This is a genomic window from Amycolatopsis sp. NPDC004747 (assembly GCF_053601335.1).
In genome coordinates this window covers 1-21,510 of record NZ_JBSGBQ010000021.1, presented here as the reverse complement: position 1 = coordinate 21,510, position 21,510 = coordinate 1, and the positions used below count along the sequence as shown (strand labels likewise).

Below are 21,510 nucleotides of genomic sequence, written 5' to 3'. Positions count from 1 at the left end.
TCCGCGCAGGGAAACCCAGGCGCCACAACGGAAAGTCCCCCGAAATGGCGCCGGTGTCCACCCCGCCTTACACGGCCGCCGGTTTCTTCGTCAGCTGGACCAGCAGCTTCGTGCACCAATCCAGCAGCTCTTCGTCGCGCAATGTCGGCGCGCCGATCCGGCCGCCGGCCGGGCCCTCCGTCGGCTTGGGCACCGAGACCGTGTTCGTCACCGCCTTGAACACCGCCTTCGGGTACAGCCTCTTCAGCCTCACCATCTGCGAATCCAGCAGCGGCAGCGGCGCGAAGCGGATCGTGTTGCCCTGGACCGCCACCTCCGTCACGCCCGCTTCGCGACACGTGTGCCGGAAGCGAGCCACCGCCAGCAGCCTGTTCACCGGCGCCGGCGGCTGGCCGTAGCGGTCGATGAGCTCCTCGCGGACCGCGTCGAGCCCCGCCGTGTCCGGCGCCGCCGCGATCTTGCGGTACGCCTCCAGGCGCAGCCGCTCGCCCGGGACGTAGTCGTGCGGGATGTGGGCGTCGATCGGGAGGTCCACGCGGACTTCCGCCAGCTCCTCCTCTTCGGCGGGCTCCGCGCCCGCGTGCCGACGGAACGCGTCGACCGCTTCGCCGACCAGCCGCACATACAGATCGAACCCGACGCCCGCGATGTGCCCGGACTGCTCCGCACCCAGAATGTTGCCCGCGCCGCGAATTTCCAGGTCCTTCATCGCGACCGCCATGCCCGCGCCCAGCTCGGTGTTCTGGGCGATCGTCGCCAGCCTGTCGTGCGCTGTCTCCGTCAGCGGCGCCTCCGGCGGGTACAGGAAGTACGCGTACCCGCGCTCGCGCCCGCGCCCGACCCGGCCGCGCAGCTGGTGCAGCTGGGCCAGGCCCAGCAGGTCACCGCGCTCGACCAGCAGCGTGTTCGCGTTCGAAATGTCCAGCCCGGTTTCGACGATCGTGGTGCACACCAGGACGTCGTACTCGTTTTCCCAGAAGCCCTGGATGATCTTTTCGAGCTTTTCCTCGTTCATCTGGCCGTGCGCGGTGACGACCCGCGCCTCCGGCACCAGCTCGCGGATCCGCCGCGCCGCCTTCTCGATCGAAGACACCCGGTTGTGGACGTAGAAGACCTGGCCGTCGCGCAGCAGCTCGCGGCGGATCGCCGCGCCGACCTGCTTGTCGTCGTACGCGCCGACGTACGTGAGGATCGGGTGCCGATCCTCCGGCGGGGTCAGGATCGTCGACATCTCGCGGATGCCCGCCAGCGACATCTCCAGCGTGCGCGGGATCGGCGTCGCCGACATCGTCAGCACGTCGACGTGCGTGCGCAGCGCCTTGATGTGCTCCTTGTGCTCGACGCCGAAGCGCTGCTCCTCGTCGACGATCACGAGGCCGAGGTCCTTGTAGCGAATGCCCGTCTGCAGCAGCCGGTGCGTGCCGATCACGATGTCGACCTCGCCCGCGGCGAGCTGTTCCAGGATCAGGTCGGACTCGGCCTTGTTCGTGAAGCGGGACAGGCCCTTGATCGTCACCGGGAACGACCGCATGCGCTCGTGGAAGGTGTTCAGGTGCTGCTGGGCGAGCAGTGTCGTCGGCACCAGCACCGCGACCTGCTTGCCGTCCTGGACCGCCTTGAACGCCGCGCGGACCGCGATCTCGGTCTTGCCGTAGCCGACGTCGCCGCAAATCACGCGGTCCATCGGGACGCCGCGCTCCATGTCGGCCTTGACCTCGTCGATCGCGGCCAGCTGGTCGTTCGTCTCCGTGAACGGGAACGCGTCTTCCAGCTCGTGCTGCCACGGCGTGTCCGGCCCGAACGCGTGCCCGGGCGCGGCCTGGCGCGCCGCGTACAGCTGGACGAGCTCCGCGGCGATCTCCTTGACCGCCTTCTTGGCCTTGGCCTTGGTGTTCTTCCAGTCCGACCCGCCCAGCTTGTTGAGCGTGGGCAGCTCGCCGCCGACGTACCGGGAGACCTCGTCGAGCTGGTCGGTGGGCACGAACAGCCGGTCGCCCGGGTGGCCGCGCTTCGACGACGCGTACTCCAGCAGGAGGTACTCGCGCGTCGCGCCCGCCACCGTGCGCTGGACCATCTCGACGAACCGGCCGATGCCGTGCTGGTCGTGCACCACGTAGTCGCCGGCCTTCAGCGCCAGCGGGTCGACCGCGTTGCGCCGCCGGGACGGCATCTTCGTATTCAAGTCCTTTGTGGACGTTCCGGCGCCCGCGCCGCGGCCGGTGAGGTCCGCTTCGCTCAGCACGACCAGTGCGCGCTCGGGCGAGACGAACCCGTCGGTGAGGCCGCCGCAGGTGACCGTGACCATGCCCGCGGCCGGCGGTCCGGCGAGACCGTCGCCGGCCTGGGTGGCCGGGACGTCGGCGCCCGTGAGCTGCTCCACCGCGCGCGCCGCGGTGCCCTGGCCGGCCACGACGAGCACCGCCGTGCCGCCCGCCGCGGTGTGGGCGCGCAGATCGGCCGTCGCGCGCTCGAGCTCGCCGCGGTAGGCGGGCGCGGCCTCGACCGAGACGCGGTAGACGTCCGGGTCTTCGCTGGTCAGCTGGGTGATCGTCCACCAGGCGCGCTTGGTGTCCTGCGCGTGGGAAGCGATCTCCTCGAGCCCGCGGTAGGCCGACGCGCCGAGGTCGATCGGCGCCTGGCCGCCCGCCGCGGCCGTGGTCCAGGACGCTTCGAGGAACTCCTGGCCGGTGCGGACCAGGTCGGCGGCGCGGGCGCGGATCTTCTCCGGGTCGGTGAGCAGCACGTGGGTGCCTGCCGGCATCGCGTCGGTGAGCAGCTCCAGCTCGCCCTCGCAGAGCACCGGGATGAGGGCTTCCATGCCTTCGACGGGGATGCCGTCGGCGAGCTTGGTGAGCATCTCGGCCAGGTGCGCGTCCGCTTCGTACGTCTTCGCCAGCTCGGCGGCCTTCTCCTTGACCGGCTGGGTGAGCAGCAGCTCGCGGCACGGCGGCGCGGTGACCCGCGGGATCTCGCCGGGCAGCGACCGCTGGTCGGAGACGGCGAACGCGCGGATCTCGCTGACCTCGTCGCCCCAGAACTCCACCCGGACGGGGTGCTGCGCGGTGGGCCCGAACAGGTCGAGGATGCCGCCGCGGACGGCGAACTCGCCGCGCTTCTCGACCATGTCGACGCGGGTGTACGCCAGCTCGACCAGGCGTTCCAGGAGCTGTTCGAACGGCGTCTCCTCGCCGACGACGAGGTCGATCGGCTTCAGGGAGCCGAGCCCGGGCGCCATGGGCTGGATCAGGCTGCGGACGGTGGCGACGACCACGCGCAGGGTGTCGTCTTCGGTCTTGAGCCGGTGCAGCACCTCCAGCCGGCGCCCGACGGTGTCGGCGCGCGGCGAGAGGCGCTCGTGCGGGAGGGTCTCCCAGCTCGGGAAGTCGGCTACTCTTCCGCGGCCGAGCAGCGCGCCGAGGGACGCGGTCAGCTCGTCGGCCTCGCGGCCGGTGGCGGTGACGGCGAGCACGGGCTTGCCCGCCCCGGCATCGGCGGCGAGCGCGGCGGCGACGAGCTGCCGCGCGGCGATCGGGCCCTGCAGCTCGAGCAGCGGCGCGCCGGCGCGCTCGACCACGCCGCGCAGGGCCGGGTCGGGAAGGATGGCGGTGAGGAGTCCGGACAGTGGAGCGTCGGTCACGGTCCCAGCCTACGTGCCACCCCCGACAAGTTTCCGATCACGGCTGGTCGCGCCCCGAGCGCCCCGAGGCCACATTGGTTGCGTCCGACGCAGCGAAGGCCGCCTTGGGGCGCTGGCAGGCCGTCAAGAGCGCAGGAGGTTCACCACCTCGGCCACCCGCGGCAGCTGCTCGTCGAACACCTTCGGGTCGGTGCTCGCGATGCGCAGCAGGAAGTGCTCCGCGCCTTCGTAGGTCCGCAGCCGCGCCGCCACCTCCGCCGCAGTGCCGGTGACCTGCATCTGGATCCCCTGGACGAAGCTCGCCGGCATGCCGTAGTTGCGCCGGCAGTACTCCTCCAGCAAGGCCTGGCCGAGCGCCGGATCGTCCTCCACCAGGACCGTCGCGAACAGCGCCGGGGTCACCGGGCGTGACGCCGTGGCGCGGATCGACGCCAGGCCGGCGCCGTAGTCCGCGGGGTCCGGCGGGTAGGGCAGCCAGCCGTCGTACAGGCGGCCGACGCGCTCCAGCGCGCTCGGCGTGTAGGCCGCCAGCCACACCGGCGGGCCGCCCGCCCGGGCCGGCGCAGGGAACACCGGCAGGGAGTCGTAGTGCAACACCGAGCCGTGGAAGGACGAAGCACCGCTCCACGCCGCCCGCCAGAGCGCCACGATGTCGTCCAGCCGGGCTCGGCGACGCTCCCAGGGCACGCCCGCGAAGGCGAACTCGGGCTCGCTGCGCCCGGCGAACCCGGCGCCGACGGCCACGGTGAGCCGTCCTTCGCTGAGCAGGTCGAGGGACAGCAGCTGGTTCGCCGTCAGGATCGGGTTCCGCAGGGCCGGGAGCAGCGCGGCCGTCCCCAGCGTCACCCGCGAAGTCCGGGCGGCGAAAGCGGACAGGACCGTGAGGGCGTCCAGCGGCGCCCGCGCGAGGGTGTCGCCGACCCAGACCGAGTCGAGGCCGAGCTCCTCGGCGGAAACGGCGGTGTCGACCAGCTCGGGCGCGGTCCGCCCGGCGTCGAGGATGGGCTGGTAGGTCGGGACGACCAGGCCGTAGTTCGTCATACCGGGAAGGCTCGCCGAAGCGGGGAGTGCCCTCAATTCCCCGCGGGGAATGGCGCGGCCGGTGATGATGGACGCGTGAACTTCGGAACGGCGCTCAAGGACTGGCGCACGCGGCGGCACCTCAGCCAGCTCGACCTGGCGTTGCGAGCCGGGACGACGCAGCGGCACGTGAGCTTCATGGAGAGCGGCCGCTCGCTCCCCGGACGCGGCATGGTGCTGCGCGTCGCCGAGTCGCTCGAACTGCCCCTGCGCGAGCGCAACGGCCTCCTGCACGCCGCCGGTTTCGCGCCCTCCTACCCCGAAACGAAGCTCGACGACCCGGCGATCAAGCCCGTGCTCGACGGCCTGCGGCGGCTGCTCGACGGCCACCGGCCCTACCCCGCGATCGTCGTCGACCGGTACGGCGTGCTGGTCGCGGCGAACGACGGGTTCAAGCTGCTCACCGAGGGGGTCGAGCCGGAGCTGCTGCGCGAACCGGTGGACACCCTGCGGCTGGCGCTGCACCCGCGCGGGATGGCACCGCGCGTGGCCAACCTCGACGACTGGGCCCGCCACATCCTCGAGCGCCTCCGCAACGACCTGGCCCGCACGCCGGACGAGCGGCTGGCCACCCAGCTCGCCGAGCTGGCGGGGTACCTGCCGCCCGCGGGGCCGCCCGGCCCGGAGCACCTGGGGTTCGCGGTCCCGGTCCGCCTGGCCACATCGCTCGGCGAGCTGCGCCTGATCACGGCGATCACGACGTTCGCGACGGCGGCGGACGTGACGGTGTCGGAACTCAAGCTGGAGACGTTCCTGCCCGCGGACGCCGAAACCGCCGAACGGCTTCAGAGCAGCAACCCCGTCGTGTGACCCACCAGCAGCTCCACGCTCGCCCACAGCACCGCCGCCGCCACGCTGCCCGCCGCGAACCGCGGGTACGGCATCGCCGCCGAACCGGCGACACGCGGCACCAGCGTGCGCACACCGGCCAGGCAGCGGCCCGCGATCACCGCCGGGACGCCGTGGCGCGCCACCGCCCGCTCCACGCGCCGCCACCGCTCCCGGTGGGGCAGCTTCGGTCCCCAGCGGCGTCCTTCGAGGTACGCGAGCTGGTCGCCGAGGACGGCCGCGGCCACCGCCACCACCCAGGCGAGCCCGAGGTGGAGCGTGCCCCGCTCGGCGAGGAATCCCATCAGCAGCAGCGTCGACAACGTCGGCAGCACGATCCCCGGCAGCAGCGCGGTTTCCGCCGTGATGATCAGCGCGCAGACCAGGTAGACGACCACCGGGGGCGCGTCAAGCAGGGGCCGCAGCAGGCTGTCCACGCCGGGCCCTCCCCACCGCAACCGGCAGCGCCGCGCGGTAGACGAACGCGGGTGGCAGGTTGCCCCAGACGACTTTCGTGCGCTCCACGACGGCGAACCGGCCTCGCAGCGACGCGGCGAAGCGACGGGCGGGTGGCGTCCAGGCCGCGTGGGCGTACGCGAACGTCGTGAACCGGCCGTTCGGCGCGAGCGACCCGGTCACCGCGTCGAGGATGCGTTGCCGGCGAGCCGCGGACATGGCCGTCCACGGCAGACCGGAGACGACGACGTCAACGCCGTCGGCGGCCAAGTGTTCCGCCGCGCCGGTGACGACGTCGACCTGCGGGAACCGCTCGCTCAAGGCCGTCGCGAAACGCGGGTTGATCTCGACGGCCGTGAAGCGCGCTTCGGGACGAAGCAGCGCGAGGACCGCTTCGGTGAACACACCGGTACCCGGCCCGAGTTCCACGACGCACGACGCGCGTTCCAGGCCGAGGCCCGCCGTCATCTCTTCGGCCAGCCGCGGCGAGCTCGGCGCGATCGCGCCCGTCAGCACGGGGTGGCGGAGGAATTCCCTGGTGATCGACATGGCCCCGACGCTAGGAACGGCCGGGGTGGCCGCGGATCCCCCGGAGCGGCCGCCCCTTGTCATCCCCGAGGAGGACCCGATCGGGCCCGGGGAAGGACGCCCCGGGCCGGGTCCGGCCGTTACCTTCGCGGAGTGGAACGACTCGTGCTGTGGGTGCGCCGCCACCGGTGGACGGTGGACCTGCCGCTGTACGCCGTGTTCCTGTTCTTCCTCGCCCCCAACTGGAACAGCCCGGACTCCTACGCCTTCCGCGCGATCCCGATGCTGTTCCTGCTCCCGCTGCTGGTGCGCCGCCGGTTCCCGCGCACGGTCGCGATCCTGGTCATCGCGGGGGCGACGGCGGTGTACTCGGCCGAAGTCTGGGCGTACGACCGCGGCCGCACCGAACTGGCGATGGCGATCGCCCTCTTCACCGTGGTCAAGCAAGCCCACCGGTGGTTCGCCGCGGCGACCGCGGCGGCGATCGTCGTGCTCGACGTCCAGTGGGCCGTGGTCTGGGGCAGCTACACGGACAACCCGGCCCTCACCATCGTCGCCGGCCTGCCCCTGCACATCGCGGCGTGGGCGCTCGGCGAGTTCTTCCGCAAGCGGGAGCAGCTCGCCGCGGAGGAGGAGAAGCGGGCCGACGCCCAGTCGCGCGCGGCGGTCGCGGAAGAGCGCACGCGGATCGCCCGCGAGCTGCACGACGTGCTGGCGCACAGCGTGAGCGTGATCGTCCTGAACGCCGAGGGCGCGAAGCTCGCCCGGCACCGCGACCCCGAAGCCGTCGACCGCACGCTCGACACGATCGTCCACACCGGCCGGGACGCACTGGCCGAGCTGCGGCGGCTCCTCGAAGTCCTGCACGCCGGCCAGGCGGCACGCAGTCCCCAGCCGACGCTCGCCGAGCTGCGCGAGCTGGTGGCGCAGTCCGGGCGCGACGTCAGCCTCGACGTCACCGGCGACCCGGGCCGGCTGCCCGCGAGCGCCGCGCTGCAGGCGTACCGCATCGTCCAGGAGGCACTGACCAACATGATCAAGCACGCTCCGGCCGACGCGACCGGCCGCGTCGGCGTCGCCTACGAGCCACCGGAGGTGCGGATCGAGGTGACCAACACGGGCGGCCACGCACCACCGTCACCGGCCCTGCCCTCGTCCGGCCGAGGGCTGGCCGGAATGCGCCAGCGCGTCGAGATGTACCACGGCGAGCTGTCGGCCGGCCCCCTGCCGGACGGCGGGTACCGGGTGTGCGCGAGCCTGGTGGTGGGACCGTGACCACCCGGATCCTGCTCTGCGACGACCAGCAGCTCGTCCGCGTGGGCCTGCGGATGATCGTCGAAAGCCAGGACGATCTCACCGTCGTCGGCGAGGCCGGCAACGGCGAAGAAGCCCTCGCCCTCGCCCACGAACTGCGGCCCGACCTCGTGCTGATGGACGTCCGGATGCCGGTGCTCGACGGCGTCGCCGCGACCAGGCGGATCTGCGCCGAGCTGCCGGATGTGCGCGTTCTCGTCATCACCACCTTCGACCTCGACGAATACGCCTACGCCGCGCTGCGGGGCGGGGCCAGCGGGTTCCTCGTGAAGGACGCGCCTTCGGAAGAGATGCTCGTGGCGATCCGGGGCGTGCTGCGGGGCGACTCGATGGTCTCGCCGTCGGTCACGCGGCGGCTGCTCGACCGGTACCTCGCGCACGACCGCGCCCCCGTGGACGTGGCAAAACTCGGCGAGCTCACCGAACGCGAGAAGGACGTGCTGGGCCTCGTCGCGCGCGGGCTGTCGAACGGCGAGATCGCCGCGAGGCTCTACATCGGCGAGACCACGGTGAAAACGCACCTGGGACGGATCCTCGGCAAGCTGCGGCTGCGCGACCGGGTGCACGCCGTGGTCTTCGCCTACGAATCGGGTTTGGTGCGGCCGGGCTCCTGAACGCCGTCCGGCCAGACGGCGATTTCACCGGGTGGTGGCAGGATGGGCCTTATGCGGCGTTCGCTGGGTCTCATCGGTGCGGTGTCCCTGCTGGTCCTGGGCTGTTCCGGAGCGGCGAGCGAACCGGTGCAGAGCGCCCCGCCCGCGACCACGCCGTCCGCCGCGAGCGGGAAGTTCAAGGTCGAGACCGTGACAGCCGGCCTGGAGCACGGCTGGGACGTCGGGTTCCTGCCCGGCGGCGGCATCCTCGTGCCGCAGCGGCCCGGCAAGCTCGCCCTGGTCCGCGACGGCAAGGCCACCGAGGTGCGCGCCGACTTCTCCGACGTCATGGTCAAGGGCGAAGGCGGGCTGCTCGGCATGGTCGTCAGCCCGGACTTCGCCACCAGCCGCGAGTTCATCACCTGCCAGGACCACCAGGAAGGCGGCAAGGCCGTCGACATCCGGCTGGTCACCTGGAAGCTGGCCGCCGACGGCGCGAGCGCGTCGAAGGTCAAGGACCTGCTCACCGGGCTGCCGGTGAACCCGAGCGGGCGGCACTCCGGCTGCCGTCCGACGTTCGCCCCGGACGGCGCGCTGCTGGTCGGCACCGGTGACACCGCGCGCGCGTCGATCGCGCAGGACCGCCACTCCCTCGGCGGCAAGGTGCTGCGGCTGGACGCGAAGACCGGGAACCCGTTGCCGGACAACCCGTTCATCACTTCGAGCGACCCGCGCGAACGGCTGATCTACACCTACGGCCACCGCAACGTCCAGGGCGTGGCGATCCGGCCGGGCAGCGGCCAGGTGATCACCGCCGAACACGGGCCGACGTTCGACGACGAGGTCAACCTGCTGAAGCCGGGCGGGAACTACGGCTGGGACCCGTCGAAGGGCGGCACCGACTCCAGCTACGACGAGAGCGTGCCGATGACCGACCTCAAGCGGTTCCCGGACGCGGTGAGTCCACTGTGGACGTCTGGGCAGATCACCGAGGCGATCAGCGGCGACGCCTTCCTGACCGGCTCGCAGTGGGGCGCGAACGACGGCGCGCTGGTCGTGGTGGCGCTCAAGGGCCAGAAGCTGCTGCTGTACCACCTGGACCCGGCGGGCAAGGTCCTCGACGTCACGCTGCCGCCGGAGTTCGACGACAAGTTCGGCCGGCTGCGCGCGGTCCGCAGCGGCCCGGACGGCGCCCTGTACGTGACCACGTCGGACGGGACGGACGACAAGCTGCTGAAGGTCACACCCGCCTGAGCGTGCGAAAGGCACGGCCGCTCGGTGCCGTGGGCACTTCCGCCGGGGTGGCGGATCGCGGAACATGGTGTGCACCAAGAGTTTTCGCCCGCCCCCGACGCGTGTTGGACGCGGTCCGAAGAGTGCGTTCCCGCGGCAGCACCGCGCCGGTCCCCGGGCGCCATCGCCGACCTGGCGACCCGGGGACCGGCATCCAGCCCGGCCTCAGGCCTTGCCGGCCTTGAGCGAGCCCTTCAGCGCGGTGATGGCGGTGGTCACCGCCGTGGTCGCGGTGGGCCAGTCGATGGTTTCCTTCCAGGAAGCCATCACCGCGACGGCGTAGGTACGGGACGCGGTCCGGACCAGGCCCGTGGTGTTGAGCACCCGGCGGGCCTCGGAGCTGCCCCAGCCCTGCTTGACCGCCCAGGTCGCGCCCGCGAACGCGCTCGGGATCCCGAAGTGCTGGTCGAACCCGTCGGCGGCGCTGCGCGGGGCGTTTTCCATCGCTTCGGTGAGGAACTCGCGGCCGTCTTCGGCCAGGTTCGCGGTGATGTACCGGTAGACCGTGACGACGTCGGTGGGCGACATCCGGGTGGCACCCCACTGGCCCGCGTCGTCCGGGGCCGCGGTGTGCGTGAGCCCCAGCTTCCCGGCCATCCGCCGGACGATGGCCGGGCCGCCGTCCTGCTGCCACAGGCGGCTGGCGACGCGGTCGTCGCTGGCGGCGAGCATGGTGCGCACGGCCGCCGCTTCGCTGCCCGAAGGCACCCCGGAGCGGTCGATCAGGTCGAGGGCGATGAGCAGCTTCACCACGGACGCGGTGGGCTGCGGCTGGTCGGCCTTCCACCGCGTTTCGACGGCGCAGGCGTCCAGGTCGACGATCTCGATCCCGAGCCGCGGCTCGTGCCCGGTCTCCAGCAGCGCCTTCCGCGCCTCCGCCACGAGGCTCGCCTGCTTGCCGGCGGGCTCGGCGGGCACCGCACCGCACCGGGCGTGCCAGCCGTCACCGCCGGAACCGCTGTTGACGGCGAAGGCGACGGCCAGGCCCCCGACCACGATGGCCACCGCGATCGCCACGAGCACCTTCACGTTGTTCAGCCGCTCGAACACCGTCCACCTCCGCCGGATCCGTGAGGAATCCGAAGCTATGGCGGAGGCGGGCGGCGTGGATCATCCGATGGGCCGGGCTGTTCCGGCCATCCGGCGGACAACCGGCGCGCGCATCGGCCGATCGGCCGGTTTCGCGGCCTTATTTGCCCAGGTGGGCACCACCGTTGACGTGCACGACCTGGCCGGTGACGTGCCCGGCCGCCGGGCTCGCCAAGAACGTCACCACGGCGACGACGTCGTCCGGCGTCCCCGGGCGCTTGTTCATCGTGTTGCCGATCAGCCACTCGCGACGCCGGTCGCTCAGCTGCCCGTGGAAGAACTCGGTCTCCCCGATCAGCCCGGGCGCGACGACGTTCGCGGTGATCCCGCGCGGCCCGAACTCCCGGGCCACGCTCACGTTCCAGCCTTCGACCGCGGCCTTCGCGGCCCCGTAGGACCCGGCGCCGGTGTGCGCGGCGATCGAGCCGACGGTGATGATCCGCGCGCCGTCGGCGAGGCGGTCGCGCAGCGCGTGCGTCACCAGCGCGGCACTGACCACATTGGACTTGAGGTTCCGCTCGAACGCGGCCGCGAAGCCGGCCAGCCCCGGTTCGCTGTCCCCGTCGAGGAGGTCCGTGTTGCCACCGGCGTTGTTGACGAGGACGTCGACGCGGTCCGGCAGCTCGGCCAGCGCGGCTTCGACGGCGGCCGGATCGGCGGCGTCGAACACGACGGGCCGCGCGCCGGTGAGCGTCGCGGCTTCGGTGAGCACCTTCTCCCGGCGCCCGGTGATCGTGACGCGCTCGCCGGCCTGCGCGAAGGCCGCCGCCACGGCGTAGCCGATGCCCGTGCCGCCGCCCGTCACCACGATTTCCCTGTTGTTCGCCATAGACCCGACCCTAGTGCCTAGGATCGGGGCATGAGCGAGATCGACCCGGCCACGTCCGCCGGCGTGATCGACAAGATCGCCTGGATCCACGTCGTGGACGGCCGGATCCTGGCGGCGCGTTCGCGGGGCAAGGACCGGTTCTACCTGCCGGGCGGCAAACGCGAGCCGGGCGAGACCGACGCCGAGACGCTGGTCCGCGAGATCCGCGAGGAACTCGGGGTGGTGATCGACGTCGAGTCGATCACGCCGGCGGGCACGTTCGAGGGCCAGGCCCACGGACACGCGGACGGCACGCTCGTCCGCACCACGGCCTACTCGGCGGATTACCGGGGCACGCCCGGTGCCTGCGCGGAGATCGAGGAGATCGCGTGGCTCGGCTACGCGGACCGGCCGCGGGTTTCGCTGGTGGCGCAGCAGATCTTCGACCACCTGCACGAGGCAGGGCAGCTGCGGTGATCGACAAGATCGCCTGGATCCACGTCGTGGACGGCCGGGTCCTCAGCACGCGCTCGCGCGGCAAGGACGTCTACTACCTCCCCGGCGGCAAGCGCGAGCCCGGCGAAACCGACCGCGAAACGCTGGTCCGCGAGATCCGCGAAGAACTCGACGTGGCGATCGACGTCGAGTCGATCACGCCGGCGGGCACGTTCGAAGCCCAGGCGCACGGCCACGCGGCGGGCACGCTGGTGCGGATGACCTGCTACACCGCCGGCTACCGCGGCACGTGCAAGGCGAGCAGCGAGATCGAAGAGGTCGTCTGGCTCGGCTACGCCGACCGCGGCCGGGTTTCCGCCGTGGACCAGCTCATCTTCGACCACCTGCACGCGGCCGGGCAACTGCGGTGAGCAGCACGGGAATTTCGAACCCCGTTTCCCGGTTTTCGAATTGATTCTCACTCGGCGCGTATTCACCGGATCGAGTGACAGCGCACCGGCAAATATCCTCGTGGAAATTGGTATCTGTAGAAGGAACGGCGGTTTCGACACTCCCGGCAGACCGGAGTGGCCGCGATCAGCAATCCCGTTTCTTTGCGAGGTGCCAAGTGCTGGAAAAACTTCCCCACCGGGTTCGCGTGCCGGCGAGAAAACGCCGCCGGGCCCTCGCCGCGGTGGTCGTGGTGTTCGCCGGGCTGGGGGCCGTCGGCTGCGGTCCCGGCGGAGCACCGCCGGCGGCCTGCCAGGGCCTGGACCAGGTCGAGACCCCCGGTTTCGCCCTGTCCATGGCGGACGACGAATGCGTCGGGTGGACCAATGAACAGAGCTATGCGTTTTCGCCCGAGGTCAAGGACGTCGTCGCCCGGATCGCCGCGCAGAACGAGGTTGTGAAGCGGCGAGGGGAACAGGCGGACGGGAGCCGCGGGCCGATCGACTACGTGCGGATAGGCGTCCTGATGCCCATGACGTCGGGCCCCGGCAGTGCGATGACCGAGAAGGCGATTCCCCGTGCGCTGAACGGGATCCTCACCGCCCAGGTGCGGGCCAACGACCTCGAGCGCGCGGACTTCCGGCCGGCCAACACGCTGGGCGTGCAAGTGGTGCTCCTCAACGAGGGACGCAACCAGGACCACTCCGCGAAGGTGATCGAACAACTGGTCCGGATGACCGGTGAGGAGCACCCGCTGGTCGCCGTCGTCGGCATGGGGCCCAGTGGCCAGCGGACCCTGGACGACGCCAGGGAACTCGAGAAGTACCACATCGCGGCCATCGGCGACGTGTCCAGCACCGACATGGTGTGGGACAACTTCTTCAAGGTGTCGCCGTCCAACGCCGACTACGTGACGGCGCTCGACGAGTACCTCACCCCGCCGCCGGCCGGCGGCCTGCTCGTCCAGGACAACAACAAAGACCCGTACGTGACCACCCTCGGCGAAGCGCTGACGGAAAAGTTCGGGAAGCGGTACCGGTTCGACCAGCGGACCCGCTGGTTCGCCGGGAGCCGCCAGCCCTCGCAAGCCACCCCCGCGGTGTTCGGGCCGGTCGCCGACGCCGTGTGCGAATACGACAGCGACGTCGTGTTCTTCGCCGGCCGGGAACGTGACCTCCCCGCGCTGGTCGCGGCGCTGGCCGGGCACCCGTGCCGGAACGACAAGCGGCGGTACGTGGCCACCGGGACCACCGGCGTCGGCCTCACCCAGGGCGACGGCGCGGTGCTGGCGAACCTCGACCGGGCGAACCTCCGGCTCATCGCCGCGTCCGACAGCGACGCGCAGGCCTGGGGCGACGCCGGGCGGGCGAACCGGGCGCCGAAGAACTACGCGCAGTTCCACAGCCGCTACCTCGCACTCGGGCTGGCCGAGGGCGACCTGATCGACGGCTACTCGATCTCCTTCCACGACGCGCTGGCTTCGGCCGTCTTCGCCACCCGGCAGGCGGCGGAGAACCTGGGCAAGCCGCCGGCCCCCGGGGACGTCCTGCTGCAGTTGAAGAACCTCCGCAACGCGACCAACCCGGTCCCGGCCGCGGGCGGCGACCTGACCTTCGGCGCGGGGGGCTGGCCGGTGGGCAAGCTCGCGCCGATCGTCCTGGTCCCGCAGGAACCGGTCACCGCGCCCGTGCACATCACCGGCCGGACCTGACGGCTTCCGGTGCCGGGGCCCGCCTTCCGGCGCGGTCCCGGCCCTTCAGGCTCCGGGCGGCCAACGCTTGATCAGCGGCGCGTCCCGCGAAAACGCCCGGAACCCCACGCTGTGGTACAGCTCCCGCGCCGGGGCCGGCTCGCCCATGCAGGCGACCGTCGCGTGCCGGGCGCCCGCCGCGGCCGCCGAGCGCATCCCCTGCAGCAGCATCGCCCGGGCCAGCCCTCGGCGCCGGTAGCCCGGATGCGTGCCGACCGGCTCGAACTCGACCGTTTCGTTCACCTCGTCGAGCCACATGATCGCCGAGCACGCCATCGTCCCGTCCGGGGCCTCCACCAGGACGTGCAAGTCACCTCGGTAGCCCGGCACCCGCCGCAGGCGCTCGTACGACGAAGCCGTGTACGACGTCGGTGCCCAGGCGGCCACGTGGGCCTGGACCACGGCTTCCGGCGGGACCTCCGCCGCGGTGCGGAAGGAAAACCCGGCCGGCAGCGACGGTTCCGCCGGCTCGTTCAGGTCGCGCGAGTTGAGCTGCGACCACGCGTCGGGTGCGTCCGGCTCGTAGCCGTGCGCGGCCCACCGCCGCAGGCCGTGCGAGTCGGCCGCGGACGGCAGCACAGTGCGCTCGACACCGGGAGCTGTCGCCTCGAACCAGGCGATCACCTCGTCGACCAGCTCCGCGTGCGAAGGGTGCACCTGATAGGCCAGGTACGCGCCCTTGACGTCCTTGACCGAGCCGTCGTTGCGGCGGGCCCGGCGCAGCAGCTCGGCCCAGCCCCAGGCGACGAGCTCGCCGCCGGAAAACCACCGCCGGTGCTCGCCTTCGCCGCCGGTGCGGCCCCAGTTCCAGGCCAGCTCGCCGTACGACGCGTCGCTGTTGACCAGCTCCGGGTGGGTGGCGGTGAGCCGCTGCGCCAGCCCCTGCATCAGCCGCAAGGTCGCGAACTCGGCCATGCCCACCACTGTGGCAGGGCTGTCGAGCCGTTTTCAGCCCAGGCGCAGCTTCGGCTTGTGCTCCAGGTGCGACAACCCGTTCCACGCCAGGTTGACCAGGTGCGCCGCCACTTCGTCGCGCTTCGGCTTGCGCGCGTCCAGCCACCACTGGCCGGTCAGCGCCACCATGCCCACCAGGGCCTGCGCGTACAGCGCGGCCAGCTTCTCGTCGTAGCCTCGGGCCGCGAACTGCTGGGCCAGGATGTGCTCGACCTGGCTCGCGATGTCGTTCAGCACCGTGGAAAACGTCCCCGTCGAGCTGGCCACCGGGGAGTCGCGGACCAGGATGCGGAAGCCGTCGTGGGAGTCCTCGACGTAGGACAGCAGCGCTGTCGCCGCCTGTTCGAGCATCGCCCGCGGGTGGCCGCCGTGGAGGGTCGAGACCATCCTGTCGAGCAGCAGCTGGGTCTCGCGGTCGACAACCACCGCGTAGATGCCCTCTTTGCCGCCGAAGTGCTCGTACACCACCGGTTTGGACACGTTGGCGCGGTGGGCGATCTCTTCGATCGACGTGCCGTCGAAGCCCTTCTCGGCGAACAGGGCCCGCGCCACGTTCAGCAGCTGCTGACGCCGCTCGGTGCCGGTCATCCGGACGCGGGTCACCGGGGCGGCCGGACGGGCCCCGGTGACCTGCTGCTCACGCTTCGAACGTCGTCTCCCCGCCATCGGGGCAGCCTAGTTGACTAGGCTTTTTCGGTCGCGATACGGGCCAAGCGCTGCGGCGTCGGCCAGCGCACGTCGTGCACCCAGCCGAACTTCTCGAAGATCCAGATCAGCCGCGCGGAGATGTCGATCTGGCCGCGCTTGACGCCGTGGCGGGCGGACGTCGGGTCGGCGTGGTGCAGGTTGTGCCAAGACTCGCCGAAGGAGAAGATCGCCAGCGGCCAGAAGTTCGCCGACTTGTCGCGGGCGGCGAACGGGCGCTCGCCGATCATGTGGCAGATCGAGTTGACCGACCAGGTCACGTGGTGCAGCACGCAGATGCGGACCAGGCCGGCCCAGAAGAACGCCGTCACCGCGCCCCACAGCGACCACGAGATCAGCCCGCCGAGCAGCGCCGGCAGCGTCAGGCTGAGCAGGGCCCACAGCCAGAACAGGTCGTCGACCTTCTTGATCGCCGGGTCCTTGACCAGGTCCGGCGCGAAGCGCTCGGCGTTGGTCTGGTCGCGCTCGAACAGCCAGCCCATGTGCGCGTGCCAGAAGCCCTTGGCGATGGCCCACGGCGAGGTGCCGAACGCCCACGGCGAGTGCGGGTCGCCGTCGCGGTCGGAGAACGCGTGGTGGCGGCGGTGGTCGGCAACCCAGGTGATCACCGGGCCCTGCAGGGCGATGCTGCCCGCGATGGCCATGAACACGCGCAGCCACTGCTTGGCCTTGAACGAGCCGTGCGTGAAGTAGCGGTGGTACGACACCGTGATGCCGAGCCCGCTGATCGCGTAGAACGCCACGAAGATGCCGACGTCGACCCAGCTCAGTCCCCAGCCCCACGCGAACGGCACCGCGACCAGCAGGGCCACGAGCGGGGCGATCACACCGAAGTAGACCGACAGCTGCACGCCGATGCCGCGCTTGCCGTCGATGACAGGTTTGGGCCCCTTGGGGGCCTCCGGCTCCCCGGTGGGCTGGGAACGGTCGAGCGTGGCCGTCATACGCTTCACTTCTTCCTACACGGGCACACTTCTAGCAAGGGCGCCCTAACCTACGATGCCGTAAGTTACGGTACAGGAGGTTCGGGCGGCTGGGGAGAGCCCGAACTCACACCGCTGTCGGGAACCCGGGTACCCCGGCGGAGCCGCCCGTAACGCATCCCCCGCGCGGACGACACCCGATCGTCGCTATCCTGACCAGGTTCGATCCGCCGTAGTGTAATCGGCAGCACTTCAGATTTTGGTTCTGACAGTTCAGGTTCGAATCCTGGCGGCGGAGCAGCAGAAGGAACCGGAAACCCACGACACCGGGAGGTTGGCGCTGACCGACGAGGCGACCGACCCGGTGACGGCCAGGCGGCCCGCGCTGGCCGAGATGTCCGACGCGTGGATCGTCGGGCGCGCGCGGGAGCTGAACGCCGCGGTCCAGCGGCACGAGTACACCCAGCAGCTCGAGATCGTCGCGATGATGGACGAGCTGCTCGACGAGACCCAGCGGCGCGGGGAGCCCCTGCTCGTGGCCCAGCTGCTGCGCTCGTCGGCGCTGGCCCGGCTGGCCACGAAAGGCCTGGCCGCGGAGGCCGAGCCCCGGCTCGACGAGATGCTCGCGCACACCCGGCGCCACGGCATCGCCCTGCTGCGCGCGGACGCGCACGCGCTGCGCGGGCGCCGGCTCGTGATCGCCGCGCAGGAGGACGCCGCGCTCACCGAGATCGCCCGCGCGCTGGCCATCCTCGACGACTCGACCATCCCGGACCGGCAGGTCGGGCTGCGCAACTGGAACCGGCTGCTCTCCTCGACGCTGATCGACTGCTGGCTGGTGCTCAACCAGCTCGGCGTCTACGAGGCCGCCGAAGAGGTCATCGGCCGGGCCGCCACCGCGATCCGCGAGAGCGCGAGCCCGCACGACATCGCCCTGCAGCTGATCAACCGGATCAAGATGCTGCTCGGCTGGGGCCTGCGGCTGGAGCGCATCGACGAGTACGACGAGAGCGCCGAGAAGTTCCGCACCGCGGCTTCGATGGGCGCGGCCGCCGAAGGCCCGTTCGCCGAATCGCTGTTCCCGCGCAAGGCGAACGTGGCGGCGATCGACCAGGTCGGCGTGCTGGCCGCGGCGCCGGCGCTGAACCAGCCGGGCGCCGAGCACATCGACCGGCTGCAGCACCTCTACACCGAGCGCGCGTTCGGGCACGACCGGGAGATCGTGGCGATCGCGCTGGCCCGCTGCCTGGACAAGGAGGGCCGCCGCGAGGAGGCCCTCACGGTCCTGCGCGAGACCCGCCAGTCGATCTCGGACGACACCTCGCAGCCGTCGATGCGGCTGAACATCGCCCGCGAGCTGGCCCGGCTCGACACGACCCCGGACTACGCCTCCGGTGCCAGCGAGTCGCTGATCGACTACGCGCGGCGCCTGGAGTCGGAGATGTGGAGCCTGCGCGAGTCGCAGATCGCCACCCTGAACGCCCGCCGCGAGCACGAACGGCTCTCCGCCGAGCACGGCGCGATCACCCAGCAGGCGCTGCAGGACCCGCTCACCGGCCTGCCGAACCGGCGCGCGCTGGACGAGAAGCTGCGCCAGCTCGCGTCGTCGGCCGACGCGCAGCCGCTGGCGGTCGCCCTGGTCGACCTCGACGGCTTCAAAGGCGTCAACGACAAGCAGTCGCACGCCGAAGGCGACAACGTCCTGCGGGTGGTCGCGAGCACCCTGCGGGACGCGTTGCGCGGCGACGACCTGGTGGCCCGCTACGGCGGCGACGAGTTCATCGTCCTGCTCCCGGGCACCCCGGCGTCCGCGGCGAAGATGGCGCTCGGGCGCGCCGTGAAGTCCGTCTCGAACCTGCCGCACCACCTTTCGCACGGTGTGACGCTGTCGATCGGGCTGGTGTCGCTGCGGCCCCAGGAACGCGGCGAGCAGGTCCTCGCCCGCGCGGACGCGGCCATGTACCAGGCCAAACGCGGCGGCGGCAACCAGGTCGCGTCGGCGAACTCGATGGCCGCCGACCCGGCCGCCGCGTGGGCCAGCGAGGCTCCGCCCACCGACCCGACGTGGGACCCCGAAGAGCACGGTTAGGATCGGTGCCCGACAGAAGCCATCTTTTGGTAACCGTTGGGAGCGCCGTTGACCGGCCCGCTGAGCACGTTGATCCTGGCCGCGGGTGAAGGCACCCGCATGCGTTCCTCGACGCCCAAGGTGCTGCACCCGATCGCCGGGCGGCCCCTGGTCGAGCACGCGGTCCGGGCCGCCGCCGGCCTGAACCCCGAACACCTCGTCGTGGTCGTCGGACACGGCCGCGAGGCCGTCGGCGAGCACCTGGCCTCGGTCGGGGAAGCCCTCGGCCGCCCGGTCGGCACGGCGGTGCAGGACCAGCAGAAGGGCACCGGCCACGCCGTCTCCTGCGCGCTCGCGACGCTGCCCGCGGACCTCACCGGCACCGTGCTCGTCAGCTACGGCGACGTCCCGCTGCTCGACACCGCGACCCTGGGCGCGCTGCTCGACGAGCACACCGAAGCGAAGAACGCGGTCACCGTGCTCACCTCGGTGGTCGCCGACCCGAGCGGGTACGGCCGGATCGTGCGCGACAGCGCCGGCAAGGTCACCGGGATCGTCGAGCACAAGGACGCCACCCCCGAGCAGGCCGAGATCACCGAGATCAACTCGGGCGTCTACGCCTTCGACGCGGCGGTGCTGCGCGACGGCCTCTCGCGCCTCTCGACCGACAACGCCCAGGGCGAGCTCTACCTCACCGACGTGCTCGGCATCGCGAACGGCGACGGGCTGCACGTCGGCGCGCTGGTCGTCGACGACCCGTGGCTGACCGAGGGCGTCAACGACCGCGTGCAGCTGTCGGTGCTGGGCGCCGAGCTCAACCGCCGGATCGTGCAGCGCTGGCAGCGCGAAGGCGTCACGGTCGTCGACCCGGCGACGACCTGGATCGACGCCGGCGTCACCCTCTCCCGCGATGTCGTCGTCGAGCCCGGCGTGCAGCTCAAGGGCACGACGTCGGTCGGCGAAGGCAGCACGGTCGGCCCGGACAGCACGCTGACGAACGTGTCGATCGGCGCGGGCGCGAGCGTCGTGCGGGTCCACGGCTCGGACTCGGAGCTCGGCGACGGCGTCAACGTCGGCCCGTTCACCTACCTGCGGCCGGGCACCAAGCTGGGCGTCAAGGCGAAGCTGGGCGCGTTCGTCGAGACGAAGGCCGCCGAGATCGGCGCCGGCACGAAGGTGCCCCACCTGACCTACGTGGGTGACGCCACGATCGGTGAGCACAGCAACATCGGGTGCTCCAGCGTCTTCGTGAACTACGACGGCGTGAACAAGCACCGGACCGTTATCGGGTCGTATGTCCGGTTGGGCGCGGACAACACCTTCGTCGCCCCGGTGCACATCGGTGACGGCGCTTACAGTGGTGCAGGTGCCGTGATCCGCGAAGACGTCCCGCCAGGCACACTCGCGGTGTCGGCGCCGCCCCAGCGCAACATCGAAGGCTGGGCGATCCGGCGCCGGCCGGGTACGCCCGCGGCGGAGGCGGCCCAGGCCGCCCTCGACGCCGATTCAGCAGCAGGAACCGACGGGGAGTCGCCAGCATGAGTCCGAAGCAAGGGACGCCGAAGAAGAACTTGATGCTCTTCTCCGGACGCGCGCACACGGAGCTCGCCGAAGAGGTGGCCCAGCACCTCAACGTCACGATCACCCCGCAGACGGCGCACACGTTCGCCAACGGGGAGCTGTTCGTCCGGTTCGAGGAGTCGGTCCGCGGGACCGACGCCTTCGTCATCCAGGCGCACACCACGCCCATCAACGAGTACGTGATGGAGCAGCTGATCATGGTGGACGCGCTCAAGCGGGCGAGCGCGAAGCGGATCACCGTGGTGATGCCGTTCTACCCGTACGCGCGCCAGGACAAGAAGCACAAGGGCCGCGAGCCGATCTCGGCGCGCCTGATCGCGGACCTGTTCAAGACCGCGGGCGCCGACCGGATCATGACGGTCGACCTGCACACCGCGCAGATCCAGGGCTTCTTCGACGGCCCGGTCGACCACCTGATGGCCCAGACCGTGCTGGCCGACCACATCAAGGCCACCTACGGCGACGCGGACATCACGGTCGTCTCGCCGGACTCCGGCCGCGTCCGGCTGGCCGAGAAGTGGGCCGCCCAGCTGGGCGACCGCCCGATCGCGTTCATCCACAAGACGCGCGACCCGGACAAGCCGAACCAGGCTGTGGCCAACCGCGTGGTCGGCAAGGTCGAGGGCAAGCTCTGCGTGCTGATCGACGACATGATCGACACCGGCGGCACGATCGTGAAGGCCACCGAGGCCCTGATCGAAGAGGGCGCGGCCGACGTGGTCATCGCGACGACCCACGGCATCCTGTCCGACCCGGCCACCCAGCGGCTCTCGTCCTGCAAGGCGCGCGAGGTGATCGTGACGAACTCGCTGCCGATCCCGGAGGAGAAGCGGTTCCCGGGGCTGACGGTGCTGTCGATCGCCCCGATGCTGGCGGAGGCCATCCAGCAGGTCTTCGAGGACGGCTCGGTCACGTCACTGTTCGACGGCAACCACGGTGGCAAGGGCTCGTCCTCGCACGAGGCCACCATCATCGGTGACACCGTTGGCGACCCGTTCAAGGACACCGCCGGCCCGGC

At 71.4% G+C, this 21,510-nt stretch carries 19 protein-coding genes and 1 tRNA gene; 11 read left to right on the top strand and 9 right to left on the bottom strand.

The window, feature by feature from the left end; all coding sequences use genetic code 11:
- Nucleotides 1–67: 67 nt before the first annotated feature.
- Both mfd and ACWEGE_RS30080 read right to left on the bottom strand, forming a co-directional pair.
- Nucleotides 68–3,622 carry a transcription-repair coupling factor gene (gene mfd / locus ACWEGE_RS30085; RefSeq protein WP_449663936.1) on the bottom strand — a complete coding sequence of 1,185 codons (3,555 nt, stop codon included), beginning with the start codon at nt 3,620–3,622 and terminating at the stop codon, nt 68–70.
- Between the two features lie 138 nt (nt 3,623–3,760).
- Nucleotides 3,761–4,678 carry an LLM class flavin-dependent oxidoreductase gene (locus ACWEGE_RS30080; protein ID WP_449663810.1) on the bottom strand — a complete coding sequence of 306 codons (918 nt, stop codon included), beginning with the start codon at nt 4,676–4,678 and terminating at the stop codon, nt 3,761–3,763.
- A gap of 75 nt (nt 4,679–4,753) precedes the next feature.
- Between ACWEGE_RS30080 and ACWEGE_RS30075 the strand changes: the two genes are divergently transcribed.
- On the top strand, nt 4,754–5,527 hold the full coding sequence (locus ACWEGE_RS30075; protein WP_449663809.1) for an MmyB family transcriptional regulator: 774 nt from the start codon (nt 4,754–4,756) through the stop codon (nt 5,525–5,527).
- Here ACWEGE_RS30075 and ACWEGE_RS30070 read toward each other — a convergent pair.
- Entirely contained in the window at nt 5,503–5,982 is a 480-nt protein-coding gene (locus ACWEGE_RS30070) for a DedA family protein (protein WP_449663808.1), read from the bottom strand. The genes ACWEGE_RS30075 and ACWEGE_RS30070 overlap by 25 nt on opposite strands.
- On the bottom strand, nt 5,954–6,550 hold the full coding sequence (locus ACWEGE_RS30065) for a class I SAM-dependent methyltransferase (protein ID WP_449663807.1): 597 nt from the start codon (nt 6,548–6,550) through the stop codon (nt 5,954–5,956). Before ACWEGE_RS30065 ends, ACWEGE_RS30070 begins: the two co-directional genes overlap by 29 nt.
- 132 nt (nt 6,551–6,682) lie before the next feature.
- Between ACWEGE_RS30065 and ACWEGE_RS30060 the strand changes: the two genes are divergently transcribed.
- Genes ACWEGE_RS30060 through ACWEGE_RS30050 form a run of 3 tightly spaced genes read left to right on the top strand, consistent with a single transcriptional unit; the run spans nt 6,683 to nt 9,690 of the window.
- On the top strand, nt 6,683–7,804 hold the full coding sequence (locus tag ACWEGE_RS30060) for a sensor histidine kinase (protein WP_449663806.1): 1,122 nt from the start codon (nt 6,683–6,685) through the stop codon (nt 7,802–7,804).
- A complete protein-coding gene (locus tag ACWEGE_RS30055) occupies nt 7,801–8,457 on the top strand; it encodes a response regulator (RefSeq protein WP_449663805.1) in 657 nt (218 codons plus the stop codon). The genes ACWEGE_RS30060 and ACWEGE_RS30055 overlap by 4 nt, the downstream gene beginning before the upstream one ends.
- Nucleotides 8,458–8,508: 51 nt before the next feature.
- The gene (locus ACWEGE_RS30050; RefSeq protein ID WP_449663804.1) at nt 8,509–9,690 is read left to right on the top strand and encodes a PQQ-dependent sugar dehydrogenase; all 1,182 of its coding nucleotides are present in this window, start codon (nt 8,509–8,511) and stop codon (nt 9,688–9,690) included.
- Nucleotides 9,691–9,894: 204 nt separating this feature from the next.
- Here the strand turns inward: ACWEGE_RS30050 and ACWEGE_RS30045 are convergent, their stop codons facing one another.
- Both ACWEGE_RS30045 and ACWEGE_RS30040 read right to left on the bottom strand, forming a co-directional pair.
- Nucleotides 9,895–10,779 carry a serine hydrolase gene (locus ACWEGE_RS30045; protein WP_449663803.1) on the bottom strand — a complete coding sequence of 295 codons (885 nt, stop codon included), beginning with the start codon at nt 10,777–10,779 and terminating at the stop codon, nt 9,895–9,897.
- A 139-nt stretch (nt 10,780–10,918) separates the two neighbouring features.
- The gene (locus ACWEGE_RS30040; RefSeq protein WP_449663802.1) at nt 10,919–11,647 is read right to left on the bottom strand and encodes an SDR family NAD(P)-dependent oxidoreductase; all 729 of its coding nucleotides are present in this window, start codon (nt 11,645–11,647) and stop codon (nt 10,919–10,921) included.
- Nucleotides 11,648–11,710: 63 nt separating this feature from the next.
- Between ACWEGE_RS30040 and ACWEGE_RS30035 the strand changes: the two genes are divergently transcribed.
- The 3 genes from ACWEGE_RS30035 (at nt 11,711) to ACWEGE_RS30025 (ending at nt 14,222) form a co-directional block, all read left to right on the top strand.
- Nucleotides 11,711–12,103, top strand: coding sequence for an NUDIX hydrolase (locus ACWEGE_RS30035; RefSeq protein WP_449663935.1), 393 nt, complete (start codon nt 11,711–11,713; stop codon nt 12,101–12,103).
- Nucleotides 12,100–12,492: an NUDIX hydrolase gene (locus ACWEGE_RS30030; protein ID WP_449663801.1), complete on the top strand. Its 393-nt coding sequence runs from the start codon at nt 12,100–12,102 to the stop codon at nt 12,490–12,492. The genes ACWEGE_RS30035 and ACWEGE_RS30030 overlap by 4 nt, the downstream gene beginning before the upstream one ends.
- A gap of 227 nt (nt 12,493–12,719) precedes the next feature.
- Entirely contained in the window at nt 12,720–14,222 is a 1,503-nt protein-coding gene (locus tag ACWEGE_RS30025; protein WP_449663800.1) for a hypothetical protein, read from the top strand.
- A gap of 45 nt (nt 14,223–14,267) precedes the next feature.
- On the opposite strand, the gene ACWEGE_RS30020 is transcribed toward ACWEGE_RS30025, so the two are convergent.
- The 3 genes from ACWEGE_RS30020 to ACWEGE_RS30010 form a co-directional block, all read right to left on the bottom strand.
- Nucleotides 14,268–15,176: a GNAT family N-acetyltransferase gene (locus tag ACWEGE_RS30020; protein ID WP_449663799.1), complete on the bottom strand. Its 909-nt coding sequence runs from the start codon at nt 15,174–15,176 to the stop codon at nt 14,268–14,270.
- A 33-nt stretch (nt 15,177–15,209) separates the two neighbouring features.
- The gene (locus ACWEGE_RS30015) at nt 15,210–15,803 is read right to left on the bottom strand and encodes a TetR/AcrR family transcriptional regulator (protein WP_003062116.1); all 594 of its coding nucleotides are present in this window, start codon (nt 15,801–15,803) and stop codon (nt 15,210–15,212) included.
- A 95-nt stretch (nt 15,804–15,898) separates the two neighbouring features.
- Nucleotides 15,899–16,864 carry an acyl-CoA desaturase gene (locus ACWEGE_RS30010; protein ID WP_449663798.1) on the bottom strand — a complete coding sequence of 322 codons (966 nt, stop codon included), beginning with the start codon at nt 16,862–16,864 and terminating at the stop codon, nt 15,899–15,901.
- A 205-nt stretch (nt 16,865–17,069) separates the two neighbouring features.
- On the opposite strand from ACWEGE_RS30010, the gene ACWEGE_RS30005 reads away from it, so the two are divergent.
- From ACWEGE_RS30005 to ACWEGE_RS29990, 4 genes are all read left to right on the top strand, one after another.
- Nucleotides 17,070–17,141 (top strand) — tRNA-Gln (locus ACWEGE_RS30005).
- A 36-nt stretch (nt 17,142–17,177) separates the two neighbouring features.
- Nucleotides 17,178–18,932: a diguanylate cyclase domain-containing protein gene (locus tag ACWEGE_RS30000; protein WP_449663797.1), complete on the top strand. Its 1,755-nt coding sequence runs from the start codon at nt 17,178–17,180 to the stop codon at nt 18,930–18,932.
- Between the two features lie 48 nt (nt 18,933–18,980).
- On the top strand, nt 18,981–20,453 hold the full coding sequence (gene glmU / locus ACWEGE_RS29995; protein ID WP_449663796.1) for a bifunctional UDP-N-acetylglucosamine diphosphorylase/glucosamine-1-phosphate N-acetyltransferase GlmU: 1,473 nt from the start codon (nt 18,981–18,983) through the stop codon (nt 20,451–20,453).
- Nucleotides 20,450–21,510, top strand: a 1,061-nt coding sequence (locus ACWEGE_RS29990) for a ribose-phosphate diphosphokinase (protein WP_449663795.1), incomplete at its 3' end; no start/stop codon positions are given. The genes glmU and ACWEGE_RS29990, both read left to right, overlap by 4 nt.

What these genes read in the sequence shown, in the direction of transcription:
- ACWEGE_RS30080 (WP_449663810.1), bottom strand. Translation starts at nt 4,678, where the DNA reads ATGACGAACTACGGCCTGGTCGTCCCGACCTACCAGCCCATCCTCGAC.
- ACWEGE_RS30065 (WP_449663807.1), bottom strand. Translation starts at nt 6,550, where the DNA reads ATGTCGATCACCAGGGAATTCCTCCGCCACCCCGTGCTGACGGGCGCG.
- ACWEGE_RS30050 (WP_449663804.1), top strand. Translation starts at nt 8,509, where the DNA reads ATGCGGCGTTCGCTGGGTCTCATCGGTGCGGTGTCCCTGCTGGTCCTG.
- ACWEGE_RS30040 (WP_449663802.1), bottom strand. Translation starts at nt 11,647, where the DNA reads ATGGCGAACAACAGGGAAATCGTGGTGACGGGCGGCGGCACGGGCATC.
- ACWEGE_RS30020 (WP_449663799.1), bottom strand. Translation starts at nt 15,176, where the DNA reads ATGGCCGAGTTCGCGACCTTGCGGCTGATGCAGGGGCTGGCGCAGCGG.
- ACWEGE_RS30015 (WP_003062116.1), bottom strand. Translation starts at nt 15,803, where the DNA reads ATGACCGGCACCGAGCGGCGTCAGCAGCTGCTGAACGTGGCGCGGGCC.
- ACWEGE_RS30010 (WP_449663798.1), bottom strand. Translation starts at nt 16,864, where the DNA reads ATGACGGCCACGCTCGACCGTTCCCAGCCCACCGGGGAGCCGGAGGCC.